Source organism: Streptomyces sp. NPDC039609 (assembly GCF_055596705.1).
Map to the genome: position 1 here is coordinate 258008 of NZ_JBVIUJ010000001.1, position 24407 is coordinate 282414.

A 24407-nucleotide genomic window follows, 5' to 3' on the forward strand; every position below is an offset into this window, starting at 1 on the left:
GGCCCCGGCTCGGGCGTCGCCGCGGCCGCGGTCTTCATCGGCGGTACGGCGGTGGCCACGCTCTCGGTGGCGGTGCCTCGCTCGCGCTTCAGGCCTGCCCGACTCGCCCGGTGGGAATGGATCACGGCCTTCCGCGGCTGTCCCGTACGGATCATGTCGGGGGGCGATCGCGGCCGCTCGGCTTCGTATGTGCCGTTCTGAAGGAGTGTCAGCAGCATGTCCGTCACACAGCCTGCCACCGAGCGCGTGCGCGTCACCGCGGAACCCGACTGGTACGCATCGGCCGGCATCTCGCTCGGGGTGCGGGTCGGGAACCTGGTCTTCACCTCGGGCCAGGCCCCGATCGACGCCCAGGGGGCCACGGTCGGCGTCGGAGACTTCGAAGCGCAGGCGCGACAGGCGCTCGCGAATCTGGCGACCGTACTGACGAACGCGGGCTCCGGCCTCGACGAGGTGGTCAAGGCGACCGTCTTCGTCACCGACATCGCGCGGCAGGACGTCTTCGCCAAGCTCCGCGCCGAGCACTTCCCGAACAAGCCTCACCTCGCGGAGTCGTTCGTGGAGGTCTCCTCGCTCGCCGACCCCGAGTGGATGATCGAGATCGAGGCGATCGGGCTGGTCCGGTAGCTCGAGCCGCACCGCCGGGGGATCGGGGGTTGCCGGGTCGGGGATTGGGGTCGGGGGTCGGGCCGAAGACGGGTCCCGCCTCCGGCTGACGTCCCGTCCGGCCCGGTCGCGCCCCGGCAGCACGGCCGTGCACTCCTCGGCGAGAGTCTCCGCGTGCGGCGGCAGCGTCTCGCCCGCCCGCAGGTGGCGCCGGACCAGGGCGACCGGCAGGTCCACCAGGGCCGGGGTGACCCGGTCCCGGCCCTCGGCGCCCGTCGCGCCGAGGGTCTCCGCGTGGGCGCCGGTCGACCGGTGTACCCGCTGGTTGCCCATGTCGGCGCGGTGTCGTTGCTCCTCGGACCCATCCCTCCCGCCCGAACTCGGCGGCGCCGTGCAGGAGCGGGGCGGCCTCTTCGGGGTGGGAGCGACTCCAGGAGGGGACGCACGGGCTGCCGCGGTGGCGGCCCGGTCCGGGTCGGCGTCGCTGTGCAGTGCGGAGAAGTGCCCGTCATGGAAGTGCGCGCCGTCGTCCGGGTCGCCCGTCACCGCCAGGGAGTTCACGGGTCCCCGGCAGGGTCGTCCGGGTGGCCGCGGTCGACGCTGCCGGGACGATTTTGACCTTGGCCGGTTTCCCTCTTGTCGCGGATCTCCGGGGGGTCTATCCGATCCAAGTAAGGATAGGCTAACCTCTCCTGCGTGCAAGCAGGTGAAGAGACCGTCGCGACCTCACGTCCCCACGGCCATGAACTTTCGGCCACGGGAGTCACCGTGGCCTACGAAGGCGTCGATGTCGTACACGACGCCTCCATGACGCTGCGGCCGGGCGAAGTGACGGTCCTGGTCGGGCCGAACGGCAGTGGCAAGTCGACGCTGTTGCGTACGATCGCGCGGCTGCAGCGGCCCAGGGCCGCCACCCTCGTCATCGACGGCGACACCGACGGCCTCGCGCTGAGCCCCCGTGAGTTCTCGCGCCGCGTCGCGCTCCTCACACAGGGGCGCCCCACGCCCAGCGGGCTGACCGTGCGCGACGTCGTCGAGTTCGGGCGCTACCCCTACCGGGGGCGCTGGGGCAAGGCCGACCCGGGCGGCCGGGCCGCGGTGGACCGCGCGCTCGCCATGACCGGCGTCGAGGAACTCGCCGAACGCGGTGCCGAGCACCTCTCCGGCGGACAGCTCCAGCGCGTCTGGCTGGCCGGCTGCCTCGCCCAACAGACCGGCGTGCTCCTGCTCGACGAGCCCACGACCTACCTCGACCTGCGCTACCAGGTCGAACTCCTCGACCTCATGCGCGATCTGGCGGACGACCACGGCATCGCCGTCGGCGCCGTCCTGCACGACCTCGACCAGGCCTCGGCCGTGGCCGACCGAATCGTTCTGCTCGACAAGGGGCGGGTCGTCGCCGACGGCGACCCCGCGGACGTACTGACACCGGAGCGGTTGACCGACACGTACGGCATCCGCATCGAAGTCGACACCGACCCCCTCACCGGTCGGCTGCGCACCCGTGCGATCGGCCGACACCACTCGCGAAGCGAAAGGCTCAGCACCACCTCATGAGACGCCTCCTCCTCACCGCGGCCGCCACCGTCGCGGCCATCACCCTGTCCGCCTGCGGGACCACCGAGCCCGCCGCCGACGACGCGAAGAAGACCGCCGAGCCCATCACCCTCACCGACGCCACGGGTGCGAAGGTCGAGCTCGACGGCCCCGCCGCCAAGGTCGTCGGGACCGAGTGGAACGCCGTCGAGAGCCTCATCTCGCTTGGCGTCGACCCCGTCGGCGTCTCCGACGTCAAGGGCTACAAGACCTGGGACACCGCCGTCCCGCTGAAGAACGAGCCCAAGGACATCGGCACGCGCGGCGAGCCGAGCATGGACACCGTCGCGTCGCTGAAGCCCGACCTCATCGTGGCCACCACCGACCTGCCCGAGGCTGCCGTCAAGCAGCTCCGCAAGGTCGCCCCGGTCCTCACGCTCCGCCCCGCGGACGCCGCCGACCCGATCGGCCAGATGACCAAGAACCTCGACCTCATCGCGCAGGCCACCGGCACCACGCAGCAGGCCGAGAAGCTCAAGAAGCAGTTCGAGGCGAAGCTCGCCGAGGGTGCCAAGGCCCTCGCCGACGCCGGTCTCGCCGGCACGAAGTACGCCTTCGCCGACGGGTACGTCGTCTCCAACCAGGTCTCGATCCGGCCCTACACGAGCGGCTCGCTCATCGGCGGCGTCAACGAGAAGCTCGGTCTGAAGAACGCCTGGACGGTCAAGGGCGACGAGAGCTACGGCCTCGCCGCCACCGACGTCGAGGGCCTCACCAAGCTGGGTGACGTGCAGTTCGCGTACATCGGCAGCGAGAGCGACAAGCCCAGCACGCCGTTCACCGGTGTCCTCGCCAAGGACAAGGTCTGGACGTCGCTGCCATTCGTGAAGAAGGGCAACGTCCACCGCCTGCCCGACGGCATCTGGATGTTCGGCGGGCCCGAGTCGATGAACAAGTACATCGACGCCGTCGTCGCCGCGCTGACGAAGTAACACCATGGCCGTCACCGCAACAACCCCCGCCACCCGTCCGTCGGCGGCCCCGTCCCGGACGGGCGCGGCCGCGGTGACGGCCGCCCTGGTCCTCCTCGTCGCGGCCCTCGCGGTCGTGGACATCACCCAGGGCACGGCCGCCGTGGGCGCCCCCGAAGTGTGGAAGGCGCTCACGGGCCGGGCCGAACCGGCCGACGCCTCCGTCGTCATTGCCTCCCGACTGCCGAGGATGACCGCGGGCCTGCTCGTCGGCGCCGCGCTCGGCATCGCGGGCGCCGCCCTCCAGGCGGTCAGCCGCAACGTCCTCGCCTCGCCCGACACCCTCGCCGTCAACGCGGGCTCCTACTTCGCCCTCGGCCTCACCGCCATCACCGGCCTCTCGCTCCCGCTCCTCGCCTCGTCCGGCATCGCGTTCGTCGGCGGCCTCGCCGCGGCGGCCGTGGTCCTCGGACTCTCCGGACTGGGCACCGGCACAGTCCGGCTGGTCCTCGCGGGCAGTGCCCTCACCCTGGGCCTCACCGCAGTCACCGAAGGCCTGCTTCTGCTGTTCCCCCGTCAGACGGAGGGGCTCTACCAGTGGAACCAGGGCAGCATCGCCCAGAACGGCTTCGACGGCGTCCTGCAGATGGCACCGATCGCCGTCATCGGCGTCGTCGGGCTGCTGCTTCTCGCCCGCCGGATCGACGCCCTGGCGCTCGGTGACGACGCCGCGCGTGGCCTCGGCGTCCCGGTCCGCGCCACACGCGTCACCGCCGTCGTGCTCGCCGCCCTGCTCTCCGCGGCAGCCGTGACCCTCGCCGGACCCGTCGGCTTCGTCGGCCTGTGCGCCCCCGCCACCGTCCGTCCCCTCGCCCGCAGGTTCCGCGGGTTCACCCGTACGCGGATGTACCTGCCGGCCGCCGGGCTCGCCGGTGTGGCCCTGGTGCTCGGCTCCGACGTGCTGCTCCGCGCCGTCGTCGCGGCGGACGTGGCGGTCGGCGTGCCGACCGGTGTCGTCACCAGCCTCGTCGGCGCCGCCTTCCTGATCGTCATGGCCACGCGGGCCCGGGACACGGCCGAGGGCGCCGCGTCCGAGCGGCTGCGCATCAGGAGCAGCACCGTCTTCCTCACCACCACCTGCGTCCTGGTGCTCGTCCTGGTCGGAGTGACCATCGCCTCCGTGCTCCTCGGGGACAGCAAACTGCTCCTGGGCGACGTGCTGAACTGGGCGCAGGGGCGGGCCGGACGGACCATGACCTTCGTCCTCGACACCCGCGTTCCACGCGTCCTCGCCGCCCTCTTCGCGGGCGCCGCGCTCGCCCTGGCCGGCACGCTCGTCCAGGCCGTGACCCGTAACCCTCTCGCCGAACCGGCCGTCCTGGGCATCTCCGGCGGCGCCGCGCTCGGCGCCGTCCTCCTCGTGACGACCGTGCCCCTGGCCGGAGGGTGGGGCCTGTCCGCGGCGGCCTTCGCGGGCGCCGCGATCAGCTCCGTCATCGTCTTCGGACTGGCCGCCCGGGGCGGGTTCCAGCAGAACCGGCTCGTCCTCGTGGGCTTCGGCGTCGCCATCGGGGCATCGGCCCTGATCAGCCTTCTCATCATCCTCACCGACCCGTTCAACGCGACGAAGGCGCTCACCTGGCTCTCGGGCTCCACCTACGGGCGGTCCCTGACCGACGTGCTGCCCCTCATGGCCGTCCTCGTCGTGGGCGTGTCCCTCGCGGCCATGCGGCGCACCGAACTCGACCTCGTGTCGCTCGACGAGGACACCCCGAGGCTGCTCGGGCTGAGTCTGGGACGGGGACGTTTCGGCTTCCTCGTCCTCAGCGTCCTGCTCAGCGCCACCGCCGTGGCCGCCGCAGGCACCATCGGCTTCGTGGGACTCGTGGCACCGCACGCGGCCCGTGCCCTCGTGGGCCGGCAGCACGCGCGCGTGATTCCCGTCGCGGTCCTCCTCGGCGCGATCCTCGTCTGCACCGCGGACCTGGTGGGCCGTACCGTGATCGCCCCGACCCAGCTCGGCGCCGGACTCATGACGGCCGTGATCGGCACGCCGTACTTCCTCCATCTGCTCATCCGCAGCCGCCGGTAGGGCGAGGTCGCCACCGGCCCCGGTCACCGCCCCCCCCGTCACCTCCCACACAGGGGAGGCGCCGACGGGGGGTGGTTGCCCTTCGGGCGCGCCCGCGAGGCGGTCGTCCAGGGCGGGGGAGAATGGGCGGATGGACACATGGAGCCCCCGGCCGGGCCGGGAACCCGCCCCCGCCCCCTACGGACGCCTGCGCGTCGAGGTCGAGGACCTCGCGCCGGCGCGCTGGCTCACCGAACGCCACCCCGGCCATGGTGACTTCGGCACCGTGGCCGGAGTCGCCGCGCCCGGATTCCCGGCGTACGCGCGCGTGCTGCACCCCGCGAGTCTCGACGAGCGCCCGGTCCGCTGGGACACCGTCGCCGCCGCCCATGGGCGGAAGGTCGACGCGCTGACGGACTGGCACGAGGTCATCGGCGCGGAGCGGTTCTACCAGAACCTGCACGAGTACGGTCTGCCCGGCGTGTGGGACGAACACCCCGCCGAAGGCCCCACGCCCGACGAGGTCGCGCGGGCCGTGATCCCCGTGCTGGCGCGGCACACGGGCACCCCGGAGCGATGCTGGTACGGGCTGTGGGAAGGGTACGGCCGCCGGGAATGGGGCGGGGTTCCCACCTTCCCCACTCCGGAGCGGGACGAGATCCTGCTGTCCGGACCGCTGACCGATGTGGTCTCCCCGGAGCTCGTCGACGAGTTCGCCGAACTCCCCGACCTGTGGTGGCCGCAGGACCGCGCCTGGTGCGTGGGCGGTGACGTCGACCTGGTGAGCACATACGTCGGCGGCTCGGATGAGCTGATCGCCGAACTGCTCGCCACGCCCGGCCTCGAGGTCCACCGGGTGTCGCCGGGGGACGCGGTCGGCTGATCGAGCGGGGCGGCCGGCACCTGACCGCGGGGTGCCGGAGCGCAGCGGGTGGCCGATCCTGGTGGCATGGGTGCCAACGGTGCCGACGGCCGTCCGGGCGCCAGAGGGGTGAGCCGCTCGCACGGTCTGCTCCGGTTGCCCGACGCCTATGTGGGCGCGGCCCGCCGCTCGCTGCGCGTCACGCTGGCCGCGGGGGCCGGGTTCTACCTGTTCCTGTACGGGTTCGAGCAGCCCGTCGCGGCCACGTACGCGCTCTTCTCCGCCGTGTCTCTGGCCGGTCTCTCGCACATCCCGGGGACCGGGCGGCAGCGGGCCGTCGTCCTGGTGAAGCTGCTTCCGGCCGCCTGGGTGCTGGTCGCGGTGGGCACCTTCCTCGCCGTACGGAACTGGAGCGCGGTGGCCGGGATGCTGGTCATCGGCTTCGCTCTGGCCTTCGTCGCCGTGGGCGGGCCACGCCCGGCGGGCGCGGCGCCGGGGCTCCAGCTGCTGTACATCCTGCCGTCGTTCCCGCCGTACGCCCCGGAAACCATCGACGAGCGGATGGCCGGCACCACCGTAGGGATCCTTCTGCTGATCCTCGCCGAGATCTTCGTCTTCCCCGAGCCACCGACCGTGCCGTACCGGGAGCTCGCCGCCCGCGCCGCCGTCACCGCCGAACGCTGCGCCGGGGAACTGGCCCGCCCGCCCTTCGCACTGTCGCCGACGACCGCGGAGGCGGCCGGAGCGGCGGCCGAGGCGCTGCGGCCCTCGCAGGTTCCGGAGGCGGAGCGGCCGGCCGGGGCCGGGGTCCGCTCCCGGGGCCTGACCCACACCGGCCTTTCGGCACGGACGCTCCTCAACCGACTGGTACGGCTCCCCGCCGTACCGGCGGGCCGGGCTCCGGAGGACGCGGGCCTGGACCTGCTGCGCGCCGTCGGGCGATCCACGGCGGACAGTGCCGCGCTGCTGCGCGGCGCCCCCGGAGCGGGGGCGCCGGACTCCGGACCTGCCCGGGAGCGGGCGCTGCTGGCCGCCGTACCGACCCGGTCGGTGGACCCCGCGACGCTCCGCCGCCGTGCGGACCTGCTCGAAGTGGCGGACGCCGCGCTGGCGCTGGCCACGGCCGCCGGACTGGCGGTACGGGGGCGGCTCGTCGACGGGGCCGACCTGCCGGTCGGCCGATTCTGGTACGCGCGCATGAGGGCGCCGCAGCTGTGGTGGCGGCGGCTGGTGGGAAACGCCGGGAGCCGGTCGGTGTTCTTCCAGAACGCGGTGCGGATCAGTCTGGCCCTATCGGCCGCCCGGGCCATCGCCGGCCTGGACACGCTGCCGCACGGCTTCTGGGCGCTCCTCGCGACGCTGACACTGACCCGCACGACCCTCGGCGCGACCTGGGGCAGCATCCGCCAGGCGATCGCGGGCACCCTGATCGGAGCCCTGTGCACGGCGGGGCTGCTCGCCCTCATCGGGGCGGACACCACGGTGTACGCGGCCTTGCTGCTTCCGCTGCTGCTGATCACCTTCACGGTGGGGCCGGTGAAAGGCGTCGGCTGGGCGCAGGCGTTCTTCGCGCTGGTGGTCTCCCTGGTGTTCGCCCAGCTGACGGCGACCACCTGGCGGCTGGCCGAGGTCCGGCTCCTCGACGTGGTGATCGGGAGTGCGATCGGTGCCGTCTTCGGCCTGCTGGCCTGGCCGCGCGGCGCGCAGACCGAGGTGCGGCGCTCGAGCACGATGCTGCTGCGCACCGCCGCCGAGGCCGTGGTCGCCACGGCCTCGACGATCGCGGCCGGAGGGGTACGGGATCCGGGCAAGCCACCTGTGAGCAGCTCGCTCCGGCACGCGCTCGTCCTGGCCGAGACGGCCTACGCGCAGTTCCAGAGCGAACCGCGGGGCCCGAAGGCGGCGGAGTCCGGATCCGGGCAGCCACCCGGTGCGGGGCGGCGGCCGGTCGACTGGCACGCGGCACTGCTGACCGGGCACCACACGCTGTGGGGCTCGGAGCGGCTGCTGTCGGCGCCGCCGACCGTACCGGTGGAGGGATCGGCGGAGCCGGTCGTCGTGGCGCCGCTGGAGCCCGCGGTGGCCGCCGCGCTGACCCGGCTCGGGGACCGGGTGGCGGGGCGGATGCTTCTGCTGTCCGCGGTCCTGGACCCGATGGGGGACACCCCACCGGCCCTGGCGCACGACGCGCCGGGGCCGGTGGGCGACGCGCCGGAAACCGCACCGGCGGAGGCACCGGGCCGCTTCTACGCGGTGGAGGCCTGGCTGGAGGCCCTGCTCCAGGACCTGGAACGGATCGACCCTTCCTCACGCCCGCCATGACGCAACGTCAGGCAGAGCCGTGCCGGGATCGGGCCCGCTTCCCTGGCGAGGCGTCAGGCGCTCGGCGTCCGTGGCTCGATGCGGAAGTCGAAGGCGAGCGTGCCGGGATCGAGGGCGGTCACACCGCCGTCGACGGTGAGCACCGCTCCGTTGACGAACGACGCGGCGGGCGAGAGCAACCAGGCGACGGCCTCGGCGACCTCACGCGGCTCGCCCGGCCGTCCGACGGGCAGGACGCGGGTGACCTCCTCGTACGCCGCCTCGAGCCCGCCCTCCTCCAGCCCCGCCTCCTCGGCGAACCGGTTCATCCGGCGGTCCGCCATGTCGGTGCGCACCCAGCTCGGGCACACGGTGTTGGCGCGCAGCCCCGCGGCCCCGTAGTCGACCGCGAGCGAGCGGCAGAGCTGGAGCAGCGCGGCCTTGGAGGTGGCGTAGGCGGCATTGCCCACGCCGTTGCGCAGCGCGGACACCGAGGCGACCGCGACCACGGCGCCCCGGGCGTCGAGCAGATGCGGGAGCGCGGCGCGCAGCAGATGGAACGGGCCGGTGAGGTTGGTCCGCATGACCTCGTCCCAGTCCTCGAGCGTCACCTCGCCCACGCCTCCGCCGCGCCCGATACCGGCGTTGAGGACGAGTCCGTCGAGGCGGCCGTGCGCGGCGAAGGCCGTGTCGACGAGTGCCCGCACCGCGTCCGGGTCGGCGATGTCGGACGGGACGGCGAGGGCCCCTGTCTCCTCCGCGACGAGGTGCAGGGGTTCGGGCCGGCGCCCGGAGATCACCACATGGTGACCGGCCGCGCGCAGCAGCCGGGCGGTCGCGGCCCCGATGCCCGTCCCGCCCCCGGTCACGAGGTACACGCGCTGGTCCGCCATGTCTTCGAGCCTCCGTCGTCGTCCGTTCGCCGTCGTGATCATACGTACGGAACCGGTCGTACCGAGGGCCCTCGCGGCCGGACGGGGCGCCCATGGCCGGTGTCGCGGCCCGATGAACGCCAGCCCGTGTGAACTATCTTGGGCTGCAGAGAGACGAGAAGGAGGCACCCCGTGCCATCTGGGCAGCAGGCGCGCGCACAGGCAGCCGCGATCACACCGGGCAGGCGCTCGTCGGAGGCGGCGGCCGAGGCGGCCTCGCCCGCCGAGCGGGTGCGATCGCTGTTCGGCAGCCACCGGCTCTCTCCCGCGCAGCGCCGCATCGCCCAGTTCCTGATCGACCACCTCACCGAGGCCGCGTTCCTGTCGATCACCGAGCTCGCGGAGCGTGTGGGCGTCAGTCAGCCGTCCGTGACCCGCTTCGCCTCGTCGCTGGGGTTCAGCGGATACCCCGCGCTCCGGGAGGCCCTTCAGCCCATCGCGCTCAGCGCCGCCGCCGGAGCCCCGGGCGAGAAGGAGGAGAAGCTCCGTAACGAACTCCAGTCGGCGGTCGACGCCGAGATCGAGAACCTGGCGGCCCTGCGGCGGGTGCTCGCGGACCCCGACCAGATCCTCGAGATCGGCCGTGAGCTGGCCCGATCCGTCCCTCTGACGGTCCTCGGTCTGCGGATCTCGGTCTCCCTCGCCGAGTACTTCGCGTATGCGGCGCGGCGCATCCACCCCGACGTACGGGTGGTGACACGGGGCGGCACCGTGGCCTACGACGGGCTGCTCCAGGCGCGCGAGGCGGGCGGGACATGGGTGATGGCCTTCGCGATGCCCCGGCACGCCAACGAGACCCTCGCCGTCGTCCGGGCCGCCCATGGCGTCGGACTGCGCGTCGCGCTGATCACCGATCTGGCGCTCGGGCCGCTCGTCGACGAGGCCGACGTGGTCTTCGCCGCCGGCACTGGGTCACGGCTCGTCTTCGACTCCTACGCGGCGCCCGGGGTGCTGTCCGCAGCCATCCTTCAAGCCATGGCTGACGCGGACCCGGAGCGCACACAGACCCGTCTCGAGAAGTACGAGCAGGCGGCTGACCAGCATCATTTCTTCCTGGACGACTGAGCTCCGCCCCGGGTGAATGGGCGACTTTCCGCCATCAGGTCGTATGAATTTTTTCATTCCCTTGCTTACTCGACGGTATATATGTTTACTACGGGTGCCCCCACGGGCCCGAACAGAACACCTAGACGTCGCCCCCTCCTCCTCAGACGACCTGGTGTTTCGACGGCAGCGCGCCGCGCACAGCGCGGGTGCATTCGTGGCGGCTCCGGTCTACCCCTGGGCCGGAGCCGCCGCGCAGAAGCCGCCGGGCGGAGTGGGCGCATCCATCTGAGACCCTGGTGCGCGTTCGTGGCCGCTGTCCGGCCGGGTTGGTTTCCGTTGCCGGGAGTGCGCGCTGAGTACCGTCGTGGCCGAGTCGCTGTCCCTTGCCCTGCTGCTCGGAGTGCTCGCTTTCGCTGTCGTACGGCCCCGGGGGCTGCCGGAGGCCGTGGCCGCGGTACCTGCGGCCGCCCTGCTCGTGGGGTGCGGCCTGGTGTCGCCCCAGGTCGCATGGGAGCAGCTGCGGGACCTGCTGCCCGTGGTGGGGTTCCTCGCCGTCATCCTGGTGCTCGCGCAGCTCTGTGCCGACGACGGGCTGTTCCGGGCCGCCGGTGACGCGGTTGCGCGAAGGTGCGGGCGCAGCCCGAAATCCCTGCTGGGCGGGGTGTTCGCGGTTGCCGCCGTGATCACGGCCGGCCTGAGCCTGGACGCGACGGTGGTGCTGCTGACCCCGGTGGTGTTCGCCACCGCCGCCCGGCTGGGTACCGGAGCGCGACCCCATGTCTACGCGACCGCCCACCTGGCGAACTCGGCCTCCCTGCTCCTGCCGGTCTCCAACCTCACCAACCTGCTGGCCTTCACCGCGAGCGGTCTGTCCTTCACCCGGTTCGCCGCACTCATGGCGCTGCCGTGGCTGGCCGCGATCGCCGTCGAGTACGCCGCCTTCCGCCGCTTCTTCCGTACCGAGCTGGCCAAGACCCTGGACCCGCCGGTCGAGGCCGAGCGGCCGGCGCCGGTACCCCGGGTCACGCTGTGGGTCCTCGCTCTGACCCTCGCCGGATTCGCCGCCACCTCCTTCGCGGGCGCGAGCCCGGCCTGGGCGGCGCTCGCCGGGACGCTGGTCCTCGGCGTACGGGCCCTGCGCCGGCGCAGCATCACCGTGCGCAGGCTCGGCGCGTCCGCGGCGCCCGGGTTCTGTCTCTTCGTGCTGGCCCTGGGCATCGTGGTCCGGGCGGTCGTCGACCACGGTCTCGGCGACGCGCTCGCCCTCGCCCTGCCGGACGGCGACGGACTCCTGCCGCTGCTCGCGATCGCGGCGGTCGCCGCACTCCTCGCGAATCTGATCAACAACCTGCCCGCGACACTCGCCCTGCTCCCGCTCGCCGCGCCCGCGGGACCGGGGCCTGTCCTGGCGGTGCTGATCGGTGTGAACATCGGCCCCAACCTCACCTACGTCGGCTCGCTCGCCACGCTGCTGTGGAGGCGCATCCTTCAGGAGCACGACGACAGGGTGTCCTTGGGCGAGTTCACCCGCCTCGGCCTCCTGAGCACACCGGCCGCACTGGTCGCCGCCACGGCCGCACTGTGGGCCTCCCTCCAGGTCGTCGGTCCCTGAGGTCATGAGGAAGGCCCCGGCTCGCCGAGCCGGGGCCCTTCTCTACACGAGTCCGCGCGACGCGGCGGTCAGGCCAGGACGAGGAGTGCGGCGAGGGCCGGGCCGATGGCTCCGCCGAGTTGGTAGAAGAGGACGAACAGGCCGATCGCCGCCGGTCGTCGGGCTGCCGGTGCGGGTTGGGAGGCGCGTACGGACAGGACGGCGTTGCTGCCGGTGGCGACGAACACGGCGCCCGCGGCGGCCAGGAGGAGCGCCGGACCCCAGGAGGCGAAGGCGGCGACGAGGGGTGCGGCCGTGCCGACCGCGACGAGAAGGGTGAGCACCTTGCGGTGGCCGAGGCGCACCGCCGCGGAGGCGAGCAGCCAGGAGAGGGCGGAACCGGTGAGGAGTGCGACCAGCTGGCCCGTGCCGATGGCCTCGACGCTCCAGCCCGTTCGCCGCTGCGTGAGCCGGGGGAGAGCGAACAGCAGGATGAAGTAGGAGGTGGAGAACGCGAAGGCGAGGAGGGCGGAGCCGAGGAAGGTGCGCGAGCGCAGTACGGCGGCGGGCACGAACCCGTCCGGACGGCGCCGTATGTGGAGTCCGAGCGGGACGAGCGCGGCCGCGGCGGTGAGACCACCCGCGAGGGGAGCGGTGGGGATCAGGACGAGTCCGGACACGACCGCCACGACCAGCCCGGCCCCGACGGCGTCGAACGGCGCGGTCCGCGGGGCGCCTCCGGGTGTGGAGCTCGCGGTGTGACGCCAGATCGCGGGCGCCGCGAGGAGGGCGAGGGCGGAGAGGGTGAGCGAGGTCCGCCAGCCGGCCACGTCCGCGAGAACGGAGCCGAGGAGCGGCCCTACGGCGCCCAGCACCCCGAATCCGGCGGTGATCGCCCCCATGCGCCGGGTGGAACCGGCGAGGTTCATCGCCACGGCCACCAGCCCCGCACCACCCGCGGCCTGCGCCGCCCTACCGAGCAGCGCCAGCGGGAACCAGGGCGCGGCCGCGACGACGACGGTGCCGACGAGGGCGGTGATCGTACTGGCGACGAGGGCCACCCGCAGGCCCCGCTGCCGGACGAGGGCCGCGGCCAGGGGTGTTCCGACCGTCATGGCCCAGGCGAAGGCGGTGACCATCCACGTCGCCTGCGTGGTGGAGACCGCCAGTGAGTGGGCGATGTCGGGAAGGATGAGGACCGGGGCGTTGGCTCCCGTGGCGATGGGTGCGGCGAGGAGCGCCAGCCAGAGGGCCGGGACCTGGCCGGGCGGCGTCCCGGTGGCGAGACGCGGTGCGGATACGGCGGCGGACATGGTGCCCCCTGGACGCTCGTGGGCGGGCGGATGACGGGCGGTGCGGGTGCCGGCCGGTGACGGGCTTCGGCGGTCGGGCTTCGGCAGTACCGGTGGCGTTCGGTTCCGATGGCGTTCGGTTCCTGTTGTGCCGTACGGGCCGCACCCGTACCAGGTGCGGCCCGTACGGGTCAGACGGTGGTGACGACCTCGTCGAAGTCCAGGCGAGGGGAGCGGGGGAACCAGGCGTCCTCGCCGGGCTTGCCGATGTTGATGACCATCAGCGGGGTGTGGTCGTCGTCCAGGAACTCCTTCTGGACGCCGGCGAAGTCGAGGCCGGTCATCGGGCCTGCGGCGAGGCCGGCGGCGCGGACGCCGATGATGAAGTAGGCGGCCTGGAGGGCCGAGTTCAGCAGAGCGGAGTCCTCGCGGACCGGCCGCTCGGCGAAGAACATGTCCTTGGCCTGCGGGAAGTGCGGGAGCAGGGCCGGGAGCTCCTCGTGGAACTCGTTGTCGGCGGAGAGGATCGCGACCAGCGGGGCGGCGGAGGTCTTGCGCTGGTTGCCCTCGGCCATGTGCGTGACCAGTCGCTCGCGGGCCTCGGGGGAGCGGACCAGGGTGATGCGCAGCGGGCTCTGGTTGAAGGCGGTGGGGCCGTACTTCACCAGGTCGTAGATCGCCTGGACCTGCTCGTCGGTCACCGGCTCGTCGGTGAAGGTGTTGGCGGTGCGGGCCTCACGGAAGAGGAGGTCCTGAGCGGCGAGGTCGAGGGCGAGGGGGGACGTGGTCATGGCAGGCTCCATCTGTTCAGCGTCGATAATTTCAACGTTGAGATAAAATCACTGACGCTCGGTCAACGTCAAGTGAGTCAACGTTGAGATATCCTCGGTGTGAGGCGGGGGCCACTGAGAGGGCACTTCATGGGCGACGTTGAGCGCGGCGGAGCAGACGCCGACGCCGTGGACGGCATCATCGGGCAGTGGGTCGAGGAGCGCCCCGACCTGACCGAGGCACTCTGGCCCGTGGAGGTGCTCGGCCGACTCCAGCGTCTCGGGGTGGTGCTGGAGAAGGAGTTCCGCACCTTCGCCGCAGAACGCAACCTGGAACTGGGGGAGTTCGACGTCCTCAGCACGCTGCAGCGGTCGGGCCCTCCGTACGAACTGACCGCCGGAGCCTTCCGTAAAGCGTCCATGGTCACCTCCGGAGCGATCACCAACCGCATCGACCGCATGGAGGCCAAGGGTCTCGTCGAGCGGATCCGGGACACCGAGGACCGTCGCTCGGTGAAGATCCGTCTCACCGAACGCGGCCACGAGATCACCCGTGCCTACATGGAGGACCACCTCCTCAACGAGGCGCGCATGTTGGAGATCTTCGACCGGGACGAGTGCGACGAGCTGGCGGGGAAGCTGAGGCGCCTGCTGCTCGCGCTCGGGGACACGTCGATCGCCTGACGGCGGCGAACGGCTCCTTCGGCGGTCTACGAGACGTAAGACTTCGGTCATCGACGCAGCTGTGGCCCATCGGTCTCCTGGCGTCGTTCCATGGGCGGCGGAAGACGAGCGATGTGGGAGGGACCCGACATGGGTCGAGAAGGCCGACGACGAGGGCCTCTGGTGGCGGGTGCGGTGATCGTCGCGATCGCGATGGCGGCCGTCGGGCTCTACTGGTTCCAGCCCTGGAAGCTGTGGCAGGACGAGACCGTGCGGGAAGCGCTCCCGACGACGGCCCCCGATGCGGGGGTGCAGGCTGCTCCGTCGTCCTCCGCGTCGGAAGGGCCGCGGACGGTCGCGCAGGGCAACCTGATCAGCCATGAGCACGCGACCACGGGCACGGTGAAGCTCATCCGTCTGCCCGACGGCACCCACACCGTGCGTCTCGAGGGCCTGGAGACCAGCAACGGTCCGGATCTGCGTGTCTGGCTGACCGACGCACCCGTCAAGGAAGGTGTGGCCGGCTGGCACGTCTTCGACGACGGGAAGTACGTCAGCCTCGGCAAGCTCAAGGGCAACAAGGGCGACCAGAACTACGCCGTCCCGGCGGGGGTCGATCCCTCCGGCTTCGGCAGCGTCACCATCTGGTGCGACCGCTTCGACGTCTCGTTCGGCGCCGCGCGGCTCGCTTAGGCCGGCCAGGTGCGGACCGCCGTCCCCCGGTCCGTCCAGGATTCGGGTCGGCCTCGGCGCCCCCGCGTCCTCGGGCGGCTGCTGACCGGGACCGCGAGCTGCGAGGGGAATGCCAGGGGAATACATGCTCGATTCGTGTCGTTCTGGCAGCTGACACGAGCTTTGTCGATGCCGCGACGCCGTTGGCCGAGCGGGTCGAGCGACCCTTCGGAAGGCCATGGACAGAGTCCGAAGCACCCGCCGCGCCACCGCCGCGACCGTCGTCGCCGTGCTTGCCGCGCTCGTCGGCTGTGCGGCAGCCGGGGGCGGCGGTGGTGCCGCCAGTACGTCCGTCTCGTCCGGACCGGCCCCCGGTACGACATCCGTGGTCTCCGTACCCACCTCGCCGACGGTGACCGTGACTCCCTCGTCACCGGCACCCGAGCCGGACCCCAGCAAGCGGTCCCGTAACGCCGACATGGCCATACCGTCGATCGGGGTCCAGGACCTGACCGTCGTGCCGTACGAGGGGACGACCGACGACCCGGCCGGGACCCGGATACAGGATCGTGGCGTGGCCGCCAGCCCGTACGGGAAGCGGGGCGGCGTCGGCCCGGGCGAGATCGGGAACTACCTCGTGACCGCGCACCGGCTCTCCGCCGGTGGACCCATGCACGACCTGCCCGCGGTCGACGTGGGCGACAAGGTCCTCGTCACCTTCGGGGACACCGTCTACGAGTACACGATCACCGAGACGCGGACGACGTCCTTCCGCTCCGCCGCCTCCCTCGCCGAGCAGCGGGCCGCGGTCCCCGGTGAGCCGGGCGAGAAGCCCACCCGCGCCATGATCACCCTCTCCACCTGCGCGACGCCCGAGGACAACGCGGCGGGCAACTTCTGGCGCGACGCCCAGGGCAACCCGGAGCACCGCATCGACAAGATAGGCGTCCTGTCGGCGACCCGGCCCGCCTGAGGCGTTCCACGCCCCGCGGCACAGGCTCGACCGGCGAGTTCCACGCCCCGCGGCGCAGGCCCGTCCCCGCGCGTTCCACGCCCCGCGGTACAGGCCCGACCGGCGCGTTCTACGCCTTGCGGTACAGGGCGGTGAGCAGTTCGATCACGCCCTGCGTCGCGGGGTGAGGATCGTCCCGCCACCAGGCGAGCCGGACGGCGATCGGCTCGGCGTCCCGCACCGGGCGGTACACGACACCCGGGCGGGCGTACTGACTGGCGGTGGACTCCGCTGTCATGCCGATGCGGCGACCGGTGGAGATCGCGGTCAGCCAGTCGTCGACGTCGTGCGTCTCCTCGGTCGCCGGACGGGAGTCCGGCGGCCACAGCTCCGGTGTCGTCGTACCGGTCCGGCGCTCGATCAGCAGCGTGTGGCCGCTGAGGTCGGCGAGCCGGACCGACCGGCGCCCGGCCAGGGGGTCGTCGGCCGCCATCGCGCACAGGCGCCGTTCCAGGCCCACGATGGCGGAGTCGAAACGGCGGTCCTCCAACGGCCTGCGCACCACCGCCAGATCGCAGGAGCCTTCGGCGAGTCCGGCGGAGGAGGAGTTGACGCGGACCAGGCGGAGCTCCGTCGCGGGGTGCGCGGCTGCCCAACGCCGCTGGAACGTCGGGGTGTGGCGACCGAGTGCCGACCACGCGTAACCGATCCGAAGGACCTGGTGACCGGAGGTGGCCTCCCGGACCAGGGCGTCCGCCTCGGCGAGCACCCGCCGGGCATGCGCCACCACCCGCAGTCCGGTGGCCGTCGGGGTGACCGAACGGGACGTCCGCCGCAACAGCCGTACTCCCAGCGCGCGTTCGAGGGAGGCCAGCGTCCTGGAGGCGGCGGCCTGGGAGACCCCGAGCGCGAGGGCGGCATCGGTGAAGGACCCCTCGTCGACGATCGCGACGAGACAGCGCAGCTGCCGCAGCTCCATATCCATGACTCAAGCGTATAGATGTGTGGGGCCATGCATTTTGCGCAAGAACCTCCGGCGAGCACGATCACCTCATGCACGCAGCCCACGGATCAGCGGGAGCGGGAGCGGCACCGGACCTGACCGCCCCGGTGACGCCCGCCCACCCAACCCGCCGAACGTCCCCCGCCGGCGTGGCCGCCATGCTCGGAAGCGGCCTGTCCAACCAGATCGGCGCCGCGACCGGCTCCCTCGCCTTCCCCGTCCTCGGCCCCGTCGGTGTCGTCGCCGTCCGTCAGTACGTTGCCGCACTCGTCCTGCTGGCCGTCGGACGGCCACGGCTGCGGAGCTTCACCTGGTGGCAGTGGCAGCCGGTGATCCTGCTGGCGGTCGTCTTCGGCACGATGAACCTGTCCCTCTACAGCGCCATCGACCGCGTCGGCCTGGGGCTGGCCGTGACCCTGGAATTCCTCGGCCCGCTCGCCATCGCCCTGGCCGCCACCCGCCGCCGGGTGGACGCCTGTTGCGCGCTCCTCGCGACGGCCGGCGTCGTCACCCTCATGCGCCCGCAGCCCTCCACCGACTACATCGGTATGGGCCTCGGTCTGCTGGCTGCCGTCTGCTGGGCGTCGTACATCCTGCTCAACCGCACCGTCGGCCGGCGCGTCCCCGGCGCGCAGGGCAGCGCGGCCGCCGCGCTGCTCTCCGCCCTGATGTTCCTGCCCGTCGGGATCGTCGTCGTCCTCCGGCATCCGCCGACGGCCACCTCCCTCGCGTACGCCGTCGCCGCCGGCGTCCTCGCCTCGGCCGTCCCGTACCTCGCGGACCTTCTCACCCTGCGCCGTGTACCCGCCCCGGCCTTCGGGCTGTTCATGAGCGTCAACCCCGTCCTGGCGGCCCTGGTCGGCTGGATCGGACTCGGGCAGGGCCTGGGCGCGCTCGACGGGGCCGCGATCGGAGCCGTCGTCGCCGCGAACGTCCTCAGCATCGCCACGGCCCGTCGCTGACCGAGCCCCGATCCCTGAACCCCGAACCGCTCAGGCCGGCGCGCCGGTTACCGGCCGCCGGCCCCCCCCGGGTTCAGGCGAGCGCGCGGGCGGCATGGGCGCGGACGTCGGCGTCAGGGTCGGTGGTGACGGAGGCGAGCGCGGTACGGGCCTCGGGGTCCTCCCGGTGGGGACGGAGGGAGAGGACGGCGGCCTTGCGGACGTCCGCGTTCGGGTCGGCCAGGGCCTTGGCCAGCGCGGGGACGGCCTGAGCGGGCGGCGCCGCCCGGAGTGCCGTCGCGGCACCGGCCCGGACCTGCCAGGCGGGTTCGCCGAGCGCCTCCGTGGCCGCCTCCGCGTACTCGGACGGGCAGCCGGTCGTCGCCAGCGAGGCGAGGGCGGCGCCCTTGACCAGGGGGTCGGGGTCGTCGAGCAGGGGCAGCAGCGGCGCGGGCGCCGGGGCGTGTACGGCCGCCAGACCTCGGGCCACGGCGACCCGGACCTCGCGGGCCGGGTCGGCGGCGGCCACCACCAGCTCGGGCACGGCGTCCACCGAGACCAGAGCCCGTACCGCGTGGATACGGACGTCGATGTCGGTGTCACCGAGCGCGTCGGCGTACACCGCGGCATCGGCGAGGCGCAGGGCGCGCAGGACCTCCAGCGCCGCGGAGCGAACGGCCGGGTCGGTGACACCGAGCGCCGCGCGCAGTCCGGCCCCCAACTGGGTTGAGGCGGGAAGTACTTCGACCAGTTCGCGCAGGGCGGCCGCGGCTGCGTGCCGGACCTGGGGCGCGGTGTCCCGCAGCCGTTCGGCGAGCGCGGGTCCGGCCCCGACCGGAACGGTCTCCGCCAGCGCCGCGACGGCGGTAGAGCGGACTGCCGGATCGGCGTCGGTGAGGTAGGGGCGGAGTGCGCCCAGATCGGGCGACTCCTCGGCGAGGGCGAGCAGCCGGAGAAGGGCGGGGCTCGGCCCGGCGGCCGTGTCCGCGGCGGACGCCCGGTCGGCGCCGGCCGGATCCTCGGCGCGAGCCGGATCCTCGGCCCGAGCCGGATGAACGGCCCCGACTCCGGTCGCAGTCGCGGCGACGTCCCGCCGCGCCGCCGGAGCCGCGTCACGGCGACCGGCCGTGGCCGTGGGCACCAGCTGCACCTCGCCCAGCCACCGCTCCGGCCCCTGCTCCGGCGTGAACTCCGGGACCGGGACGACATAGGGCTCGACCGGCCGGGCCGTGAACTCCATGGTCCCGGAGGCCGACTTGCGCAGGTCGAGGTGGTGCAGCCAGCCCGCGTCGTCCTGTTCCGGGTGGTCGAGGCGCTCGTGGTACAGGCCCCAGCGGGACTCGGTGCGGGCCAGTGAGGCCCGTGCCGCCATCTCCGCGCAGTCACGGATGAACGACACCTCGGCGCACCGCATCAACTCGTGCGCGGTGCGCGCCCCCATGCCCGTGATCTCCGTCGACATCCGGTCGAACGCCTCCACCGCCAGCGACAGTTTCGCCCCGGTCTTCGGCGGGGCCACGTAGTCGTTCACGAACCGTCGCAGCTTGTACTCCACCTGCGGCTGCGGCGGCCCCTCGGGGTTGAGCAGCGGCCGGTAGGCGAGTTCGTGGGCGTCGGCCAGCTGGTCCTGCGGCAACTCGCCCTCGTACGCCCGGTATTGGGCCGCGTCCTCACCCGCCAGGTCTCCGTAGACGAAGGCCCCGATCATGTAGTTGTGCGGTACGCAGGCCAGGTCTCCGGCCGCGTACAGCCGGGGCACCGTGGTGCGGGCGTGGGCGTCCACCCGTACCCCCGAGGCGGAGTGCCCGCCGCACAGACCGATCTCCGAGATGTGCATCTCGATGTCGTGGGTGCGGTAGTCGTGTCCGCGGCCCTCGTGGAAGGTGCCGCGGGTGGGACGTTCCGTCGTGTGCAGGATCGACTCGACGGCGCCGATGGTCTCCTCGGGCAGATGGCTGAGCTTGAGGTACACCGGGCCCCGGTCCGAGGCGAGTTCGGCCGCGAACTCGGCCATCATCTGGCCTGACCAGTAGTCCGACTCCACGAACCGTTCGCCGTGCCGGTTCACCTGGTACCCGCCGAACGGGTTCGCCACGTACGCGCAGGCCGGTCCGTTGTAGTCCTTGATCAGCGGATTGACCTGGAAGCACTCGATGCCGGTCAGGGCCGCGCCCGCGTGGTACGCCATGGCGTAGCCGTCACCTGCGTTGGTCGGGTTCTCGTACGTCCCGTACAGATAGCCGGACGCGGGCAGGCCGAGCCGGCCGCACGCGCCCGTGGCGAGGATCACCGCGCCGGCCCGGACGACGACGAACTCGCCGGTCCGGGTGTTGAATCCGGCCGCGCCGACGGCCCGCCCGTCGTCGGGGTGGGTGAGCACGCGCACCGGCATGACCCGGTTCTCGATACGGATCCGCTCCCGCATCTCCCGGCGCCGCAACTGCCGGTAGAGGACCTTCTTGACGTCCTTGCCCTCCGGCATCGGCAGCACGTACGAGCCGGACCGGTGCACCTGGCGGACCGCGTACTCGCCGTGCTCGTCCTTCTCGAACTTCACCCCGTACGACTCCAGTCGCTGGACCATCGCGAAACCGCGGGTCGCGGTCTGCCGGACGGTCGACTGGTCGACGATGCCGTCGTTGGCGCGGGTGATCTCGGCGACGTAGTCGTCCGGTTCGGCCCGGCCCGGTACGACGGCGTTGTTGACCCCGTCCATGCCCATGGCGAGAGCACCGGAGTGGCGGACGTGCGCCTTCTCCAGGAGGAGCACGTTCGCGCCGTGACCGGCGGCCGTCAGCGCGGCCATGGTGCCGGCGGTGCCGCCGCCGATGACGAGGACGTCGCAGGACAGTTCGGTCGCGTCGGCAAGGGCGGGGATGGCCAGAGGGGCGGCCGGGGCCTGTGGGGTGTCCACGGGGTGCCTTTCAGAGGGATGCGAGGATGCGCCGGCGCAGTTCGGCGATGGCGGGCTCCCGGCGCGCGTCGCGCTGCCGCGGGTGCGGGACGTCGAGCACCCGGCCGGAGGGAAGGAGCGCGACGCGGTCCCCGAGATGGAGGGCCTCGTCCACGTCGTGGGTGACGAAGACGACGGTCGCGCCGGTGCCGCGCAGGATGTCCACGAGAAGGTCCTGCATCTCGGCGCGGGTGTGCGCGTCGAGCGCGCCGAAGGGTTCGTCCATCAGCACCGCGCGCGGTCGGCCGGCCAGTGCGCGGGCCAGCTGGACGCGCTGACGCTGGCCGCCGGACAACTGGTGCGGCAGCTTGTGGGCGTGCTCGGCGAGGCCGACCCGGTCCAGCCACTCGGCGGCGGACCGCCGCCGTTCGGCACGAGGGACCCGACGGATCGCCAACGGCAGTTCCACGTTCGCGCGGACGGTCCGCCACGGCAGCAGGGCGTCGTGCTGGAAGACCAGCGCCCGGTCGGCGGCGGGCCCGCCGATCGGCGCCCCGTCCTGGGTCACCCGACCGTCGAGCGCGGGAAGCAGCCCGGCGAGCGTGCGCAGCAGTGTCGACTTCCCGCAGCCGGACGGGCCGACCACGGCCAGCAGTTCTCCCGGCGCGATCCGCAGCTCGTCGGCGGTGAGGACCGTCGCACCGTCCGCGTGACCGAGCCGTACGCCGTCCAGGGCGAGTTCCGCGCCGGTCGGCGCGGGTGCGAGGCGCGTGGGCGCGCTGCTCATGAGACCGACTCCTTCTCCGGGGCGGAGGCAGGGGCAGAGGCGGGGGCGGGTACGAGGGGGGTGGGGGACGCTGCCCGGCGGAGCCCCGTCAGGGGGACGCGGACGGCCGGTCGCGCCGCCGGCGTGGGCAGCCACGAGGTGACGCGGCGGCCCAGGAGCTCCACCGCGGTGGAGGTGAGCCAGCCCAGGGCGCCGATGGTGGCCATGCCGACGAAGACGCCCGGGTAGTCGACGACCGTGTACTCCTGCCAGGTGCGGTAACCCACCCCGTACTCACCCGAGATCATCTCCGCGGAGATCACACAGATCCACGAGACGCCGATGCCCACGGACAGGCCGCCGAAGATGCCCGGCAGGGCACCCGGCAGCACCACGGAGAACAGCACGCGCAGTCGGCCGCCGCCCATGGTGAGCACGGCCTCCTCCCACACCGGGGCGAGGGCGCGCACCGCGTGCCGGGTCGACACGAGGACGGGGAAGAAGGCGGCGGTGAAGGTGATGAAGACGATGCCCTGCTCGTTGGTGGGGAGCAGCAGGATCGCGACCGGGACGAGAGCGATGGCCGGCACCGGCCGTACGACCTCGAGGAGCGGGCCCAGCAGGTCGGCTGTCCACCGGGAGCGGGCGACTGCGGTGCCGACCGCCACTCCGAGCACCGCGGCCAGCAGGAAGCCGATCACGATCCGGCGCACGCTGTGCCCCAGGTCCTGCCAGTACGGCCCGGTGCCGACCCGGTCGGCGAAGGCGGAGGCCACCTCGCCGACCGTGGGGAACTGCTCGAACCGTAGCCACAGATTGACGTCCAGAGAGGTCAGCAGCTGCCACAGCCCGAGGGCCGCTCCGAGCGAGACCACCCGGAGCACCCAGCGGCCCGCGCTCATGACGCCAGGCCGACGGCGGCCGCGTAGTCGACGATCCGGGATCCGGAGTGCGCGGCGACGTACGCCTTCGCGCCGGACGGGGTGACGAAGGCACGCAGCTCGGCACCGTCGACGACCCACACCGCCTTGTCGGCGAACCACAGCGTGCCCGTCACCGCGTCCGGGACGTACGCGGCGCGCACATCGGCGCCCTTGGCGGCCTTCAACAGCTCCTTCGGGCCGGCGAACGTACGGGTGGTGCTCTGGCCCTTCAGCCACAGTTCGGGCTTCGCGGCGGTCGCCTTCGGATACGCGGGGGCCTGCGCGGCCCGCTTCAGCGGCGCCGGGTCCACGAAGGCGTCCACGTCGACGTCGCCCACGAGCTTGGCCGCCTTCAGCAGCGGTACGTCCTCCTTCAGAGCGGCGATCAGCTCCGGGCGGAGCTCCGGGTCGAAGGTGGCGATGCCGTTGGCGCCGTTGTAGAGGTAGACCACCTCGGCGGGCAGGCCGGTCTCCTTGGCGACCGACTCGGCCGCCGCGACCGGCTGGGTGCGGAGGTGGTCGGTGGCCCGCCGCTGCGCGGTGAGGAAGTCGTCGAGGATCCCGGCCCGCTCCGTGGCGAACTTCTCCCGGACGGTGACCCCGTGGAAGGTCGGCAGGTTCAGCTCGGCACCGTCGTACAGCGCCGTGGCACGGCCGTCGAAGGCCAGCAGTCCGGGCCAGGCGACGAACTGGGAGAGGGCGTCGGCGCTGCCGGCGGACAGCGCGGACGCGCCGACGCTGGGCTGCTGGTTGAGCTTCCGGATGTCCTTGTCCGGGTCGAGGCCGGCGCGCTGGAGGGCCCGGACGAGGGTGCCGTCGGCGGCCGAGCCGACGCTGGTGGACACCTTCTTGCCGCGCAGGTCGGCCAGCGACCGCACGCTCGAACCAGGCGCGGTGACCACGGTGTTGAGTCCGCCGCGCAGGTTGTAGCCGGTGACGGCGACCAGTCGGGTGGGCTGCTTGAGCTGCTTGCCGCGCGCCGCGTTGATGAGCAGGGGGAAGTCGCCCATGGAGCCGATGTCGATCTTCCCCGCGGTCATCTGGGCGGTGATCGGTGCACCGGTCGCGTAGTCCTGCCACGCGACCTTGTAGGTGACGCCGTCCTTCTTCCCGCGGGCGGCGAGCTCCTCCTCGAAGTAGCCGAGGGAGCGCAGCAGGGTGCCGGTCGTGACGGTGTTGATGGTCTTGGACTGGTAGCCGACGGTCACCGTGACCGTTCGTGCGCCGGCCGCGTCGTCGGCGCCCGCGGCACCGCCGCAGGCGGTGGCCGAAGGGACCAGCAGGGCGAGGGAGAGAAGCGGGCCGAGGGGGCGACGCGGGGGGATCTTCTTGCCGGGCATGGGAGTCGGGCCTTTCACCGGAGCAGATAGGGCATGTTGACGGTGACCGCGTCGGTGGGGCAGCGGGCCGCGCACGGGCCGCAGTACCAGCACTCGTCCACGTGCATGTACGCCTTGCCGTTGTCCTCGCGGATCGCGAGCGAGTCGAGCGGACACATGTCGACGCAGAGGGTGCAGCCGTCGATGCACTTGGACTCGTCGATGGTCACGGGCACGTCGGCGCGCTGCGGCACGAGGGGCATGGATGTCTCCGGGAAGGGGCGGAAGGGGGGAGG

The 24407-nt window shown here is 72.7% G+C and carries 21 protein-coding genes; 12 read left to right on the forward strand and 9 right to left on the reverse strand.

Annotated elements, in window-relative coordinates:
• Nucleotides 1-216 precede the first annotated feature (216 nt).
• The 6 genes from ACZ561_RS01210 to ACZ561_RS01235 all read left to right on the forward strand — a co-directional run bounded on the left by ACZ561_RS01210 (nucleotide 217) and on the right by ACZ561_RS01235 (nucleotide 8368).
• Nucleotides 217-627, forward strand: a complete 411-nt coding sequence (locus ACZ561_RS01210) for a RidA family protein (RefSeq protein ID WP_470988084.1) — start codon at nucleotides 217-219, stop codon at nucleotides 625-627.
• A gap of 675 nt (nucleotides 628-1302) precedes the next feature.
• The gene (locus tag ACZ561_RS01215) at nucleotides 1303-2163 is read left to right on the forward strand and encodes an ABC transporter ATP-binding protein (protein ID WP_376445908.1); all 861 of its coding nucleotides are present in this window, start codon (nucleotides 1303-1305) and stop codon (nucleotides 2161-2163) included.
• A complete protein-coding gene (locus tag ACZ561_RS01220; protein WP_470988087.1) occupies nucleotides 2160-3134 on the forward strand; it encodes an ABC transporter substrate-binding protein in 975 nt (324 codons plus the stop codon). The genes ACZ561_RS01215 and ACZ561_RS01220 overlap by 4 nt, the downstream gene beginning before the upstream one ends.
• A 4-nt stretch (nucleotides 3135-3138) precedes the next feature.
• Nucleotides 3139-5205 carry an iron ABC transporter permease gene (locus ACZ561_RS01225; protein ID WP_470988089.1) on the forward strand — a complete coding sequence of 689 codons (2067 nt, stop codon included), beginning with the start codon at nucleotides 3139-3141 and terminating at the stop codon, nucleotides 5203-5205.
• A gap of 130 nt (nucleotides 5206-5335) precedes the next feature.
• Nucleotides 5336-6067 carry a hypothetical protein gene (locus tag ACZ561_RS01230; protein WP_470988092.1) on the forward strand — a complete coding sequence of 244 codons (732 nt, stop codon included), beginning with the start codon at nucleotides 5336-5338 and terminating at the stop codon, nucleotides 6065-6067.
• A 66-nt stretch (nucleotides 6068-6133) separates the two neighbouring features.
• Entirely contained in the window at nucleotides 6134-8368 is a 2235-nt protein-coding gene (locus ACZ561_RS01235) for an FUSC family protein (RefSeq protein WP_470988095.1), read from the forward strand.
• 53 nt (nucleotides 8369-8421) lie between these two features.
• Here ACZ561_RS01235 and ACZ561_RS01240 read toward each other — a convergent pair whose 3' ends face one another.
• Nucleotides 8422-9240, reverse strand: a complete 819-nt coding sequence (locus ACZ561_RS01240; protein ID WP_470988098.1) for an SDR family NAD(P)-dependent oxidoreductase — start codon at nucleotides 9238-9240, stop codon at nucleotides 8422-8424.
• A 171-nt stretch (nucleotides 9241-9411) separates the two neighbouring features.
• On the opposite strand from ACZ561_RS01240, the gene ACZ561_RS01245 reads away from it, so the two are divergent.
• Together ACZ561_RS01245 and ACZ561_RS01250 are read left to right on the forward strand one after the other, a co-directional pair.
• Nucleotides 9412-10344, forward strand: a complete 933-nt coding sequence (locus ACZ561_RS01245) for a MurR/RpiR family transcriptional regulator (RefSeq protein WP_470988100.1) — start codon at nucleotides 9412-9414, stop codon at nucleotides 10342-10344.
• A gap of 346 nt (nucleotides 10345-10690) precedes the next feature.
• Entirely contained in the window at nucleotides 10691-11938 is a 1248-nt protein-coding gene (locus ACZ561_RS01250) for an SLC13 family permease (RefSeq protein ID WP_470988102.1), read from the forward strand.
• Nucleotides 11939-12006: 68 nt separating this feature from the next.
• On the opposite strand, the gene ACZ561_RS01255 is transcribed toward ACZ561_RS01250, so the two are convergent.
• Together ACZ561_RS01255 and ACZ561_RS01260 are read right to left on the reverse strand one after the other, a co-directional pair.
• Complete coding sequence (locus tag ACZ561_RS01255) at nucleotides 12007-13230, reverse strand: MFS transporter (protein WP_470988104.1); 1224 nt, start codon at nucleotides 13228-13230, stop codon at nucleotides 12007-12009.
• A gap of 170 nt (nucleotides 13231-13400) precedes the next feature.
• Complete coding sequence (locus tag ACZ561_RS01260) at nucleotides 13401-14000, reverse strand: malonic semialdehyde reductase (RefSeq protein ID WP_470988106.1); 600 nt, start codon at nucleotides 13998-14000, stop codon at nucleotides 13401-13403.
• Between the two features lie 129 nt (nucleotides 14001-14129).
• Here ACZ561_RS01260 and ACZ561_RS01265 point away from each other — a divergent pair, with 129 nt between their 5' ends.
• From ACZ561_RS01265 to ACZ561_RS01275, 3 genes are all read left to right on the forward strand, one after another.
• Complete coding sequence (locus ACZ561_RS01265) at nucleotides 14130-14663, forward strand: MarR family winged helix-turn-helix transcriptional regulator (protein WP_470988108.1); 534 nt, start codon at nucleotides 14130-14132, stop codon at nucleotides 14661-14663.
• 129 nt (nucleotides 14664-14792) lie between these two features.
• Nucleotides 14793-15335, forward strand: coding sequence for a DM13 domain-containing protein (locus ACZ561_RS01270; protein WP_470988111.1), 543 nt, complete (start codon nucleotides 14793-14795; stop codon nucleotides 15333-15335).
• Between the two features lie 217 nt (nucleotides 15336-15552).
• A complete protein-coding gene (locus tag ACZ561_RS01275; protein ID WP_470988114.1) occupies nucleotides 15553-16287 on the forward strand; it encodes a class E sortase in 735 nt (244 codons plus the stop codon).
• A gap of 109 nt (nucleotides 16288-16396) precedes the next feature.
• Here ACZ561_RS01275 and ACZ561_RS01280 read toward each other — a convergent pair whose 3' ends face one another.
• Nucleotides 16397-17251: a LysR family transcriptional regulator gene (locus ACZ561_RS01280; protein ID WP_470988116.1), complete on the reverse strand. Its 855-nt coding sequence runs from the start codon at nucleotides 17249-17251 to the stop codon at nucleotides 16397-16399.
• 68 nt (nucleotides 17252-17319) lie between these two features.
• Between ACZ561_RS01280 and ACZ561_RS01285 the strand changes: the two genes are divergently transcribed.
• Nucleotides 17320-18231 (forward strand): EamA family transporter, encoded by a 912-nt coding sequence (locus ACZ561_RS01285; RefSeq protein WP_470988119.1) that lies wholly within the window; start codon nucleotides 17320-17322, stop codon nucleotides 18229-18231.
• A gap of 73 nt (nucleotides 18232-18304) precedes the next feature.
• On the opposite strand, the gene ACZ561_RS01290 is transcribed toward ACZ561_RS01285, so the two are convergent.
• The 5 genes from ACZ561_RS01290 to ACZ561_RS01310 are packed head-to-tail and all read right to left on the reverse strand — an operon-like array spanning nucleotide 18305 to nucleotide 24374.
• A complete protein-coding gene (locus tag ACZ561_RS01290) occupies nucleotides 18305-21094 on the reverse strand; it encodes a fumarate reductase/succinate dehydrogenase flavoprotein subunit (RefSeq protein WP_470989995.1) in 2790 nt (929 codons plus the stop codon).
• Nucleotides 21095-21134: 40 nt separating this feature from the next.
• Nucleotides 21135-21890 (reverse strand): ABC transporter ATP-binding protein, encoded by a 756-nt coding sequence (locus ACZ561_RS01295; RefSeq protein ID WP_470988122.1) that lies wholly within the window; start codon nucleotides 21888-21890, stop codon nucleotides 21135-21137.
• Complete coding sequence (locus ACZ561_RS01300; protein WP_470988124.1) at nucleotides 21887-22771, reverse strand: ABC transporter permease; 885 nt, start codon at nucleotides 22769-22771, stop codon at nucleotides 21887-21889. The genes ACZ561_RS01295 and ACZ561_RS01300 overlap by 4 nt, the downstream gene beginning before the upstream one ends.
• A complete protein-coding gene (locus tag ACZ561_RS01305) occupies nucleotides 22768-24132 on the reverse strand; it encodes an ABC transporter substrate-binding protein (protein WP_470988127.1) in 1365 nt (454 codons plus the stop codon). The genes ACZ561_RS01300 and ACZ561_RS01305 overlap by 4 nt, the downstream gene beginning before the upstream one ends.
• Nucleotides 24133-24146: 14 nt before the next feature.
• Complete coding sequence (locus tag ACZ561_RS01310; RefSeq protein ID WP_329123551.1) at nucleotides 24147-24374, reverse strand: 4Fe-4S dicluster domain-containing protein; 228 nt, start codon at nucleotides 24372-24374, stop codon at nucleotides 24147-24149.
• Between the last annotated feature and the right edge of the window lie 33 nt (nucleotides 24375-24407).

Coding starts and splice junctions, on each gene's coding strand:
- ACZ561_RS01210 (WP_470988084.1), top strand. CDS start 217: ATGTCCGTCACACAGCCTGCCACCGAGCGCGTGCGCGTCACCGCGGAA.
- ACZ561_RS01220 (WP_470988087.1), top strand. CDS start 2,160: ATGAGACGCCTCCTCCTCACCGCGGCCGCCACCGTCGCGGCCATCACC.
- ACZ561_RS01225 (WP_470988089.1), top strand. CDS start 3,139: ATGGCCGTCACCGCAACAACCCCCGCCACCCGTCCGTCGGCGGCCCCG.
- ACZ561_RS01230 (WP_470988092.1), top strand. CDS start 5,336: ATGGACACATGGAGCCCCCGGCCGGGCCGGGAACCCGCCCCCGCCCCC.
- ACZ561_RS01235 (WP_470988095.1), top strand. CDS start 6,134: ATGGGTGCCAACGGTGCCGACGGCCGTCCGGGCGCCAGAGGGGTGAGC.
- ACZ561_RS01240 (WP_470988098.1), bottom strand. CDS start 9,240: ATGGCGGACCAGCGCGTGTACCTCGTGACCGGGGGCGGGACGGGCATC.
- ACZ561_RS01255 (WP_470988104.1), bottom strand. CDS start 13,230: ATGTCCGCCGCCGTATCCGCACCGCGTCTCGCCACCGGGACGCCGCCC.
- ACZ561_RS01260 (WP_470988106.1), bottom strand. CDS start 14,000: ATGACCACGTCCCCCCTCGCCCTCGACCTCGCCGCTCAGGACCTCCTC.
- ACZ561_RS01265 (WP_470988108.1), top strand. CDS start 14,130: ATGGGCGACGTTGAGCGCGGCGGAGCAGACGCCGACGCCGTGGACGGC.
- ACZ561_RS01270 (WP_470988111.1), top strand. CDS start 14,793: ATGGGTCGAGAAGGCCGACGACGAGGGCCTCTGGTGGCGGGTGCGGTG.
- ACZ561_RS01275 (WP_470988114.1), top strand. CDS start 15,553: ATGGACAGAGTCCGAAGCACCCGCCGCGCCACCGCCGCGACCGTCGTC.
- ACZ561_RS01280 (WP_470988116.1), bottom strand. CDS start 17,251: ATGGATATGGAGCTGCGGCAGCTGCGCTGTCTCGTCGCGATCGTCGAC.
- ACZ561_RS01285 (WP_470988119.1), top strand. CDS start 17,320: ATGCACGCAGCCCACGGATCAGCGGGAGCGGGAGCGGCACCGGACCTG.
- ACZ561_RS01295 (WP_470988122.1), bottom strand. CDS start 21,890: ATGAGCAGCGCGCCCACGCGCCTCGCACCCGCGCCGACCGGCGCGGAA.
- ACZ561_RS01300 (WP_470988124.1), bottom strand. CDS start 22,771: ATGAGCGCGGGCCGCTGGGTGCTCCGGGTGGTCTCGCTCGGAGCGGCC.
- ACZ561_RS01305 (WP_470988127.1), bottom strand. CDS start 24,132: ATGCCCGGCAAGAAGATCCCCCCGCGTCGCCCCCTCGGCCCGCTTCTC.
- ACZ561_RS01310 (WP_329123551.1), bottom strand. CDS start 24,374: ATGCCCCTCGTGCCGCAGCGCGCCGACGTGCCCGTGACCATCGACGAG.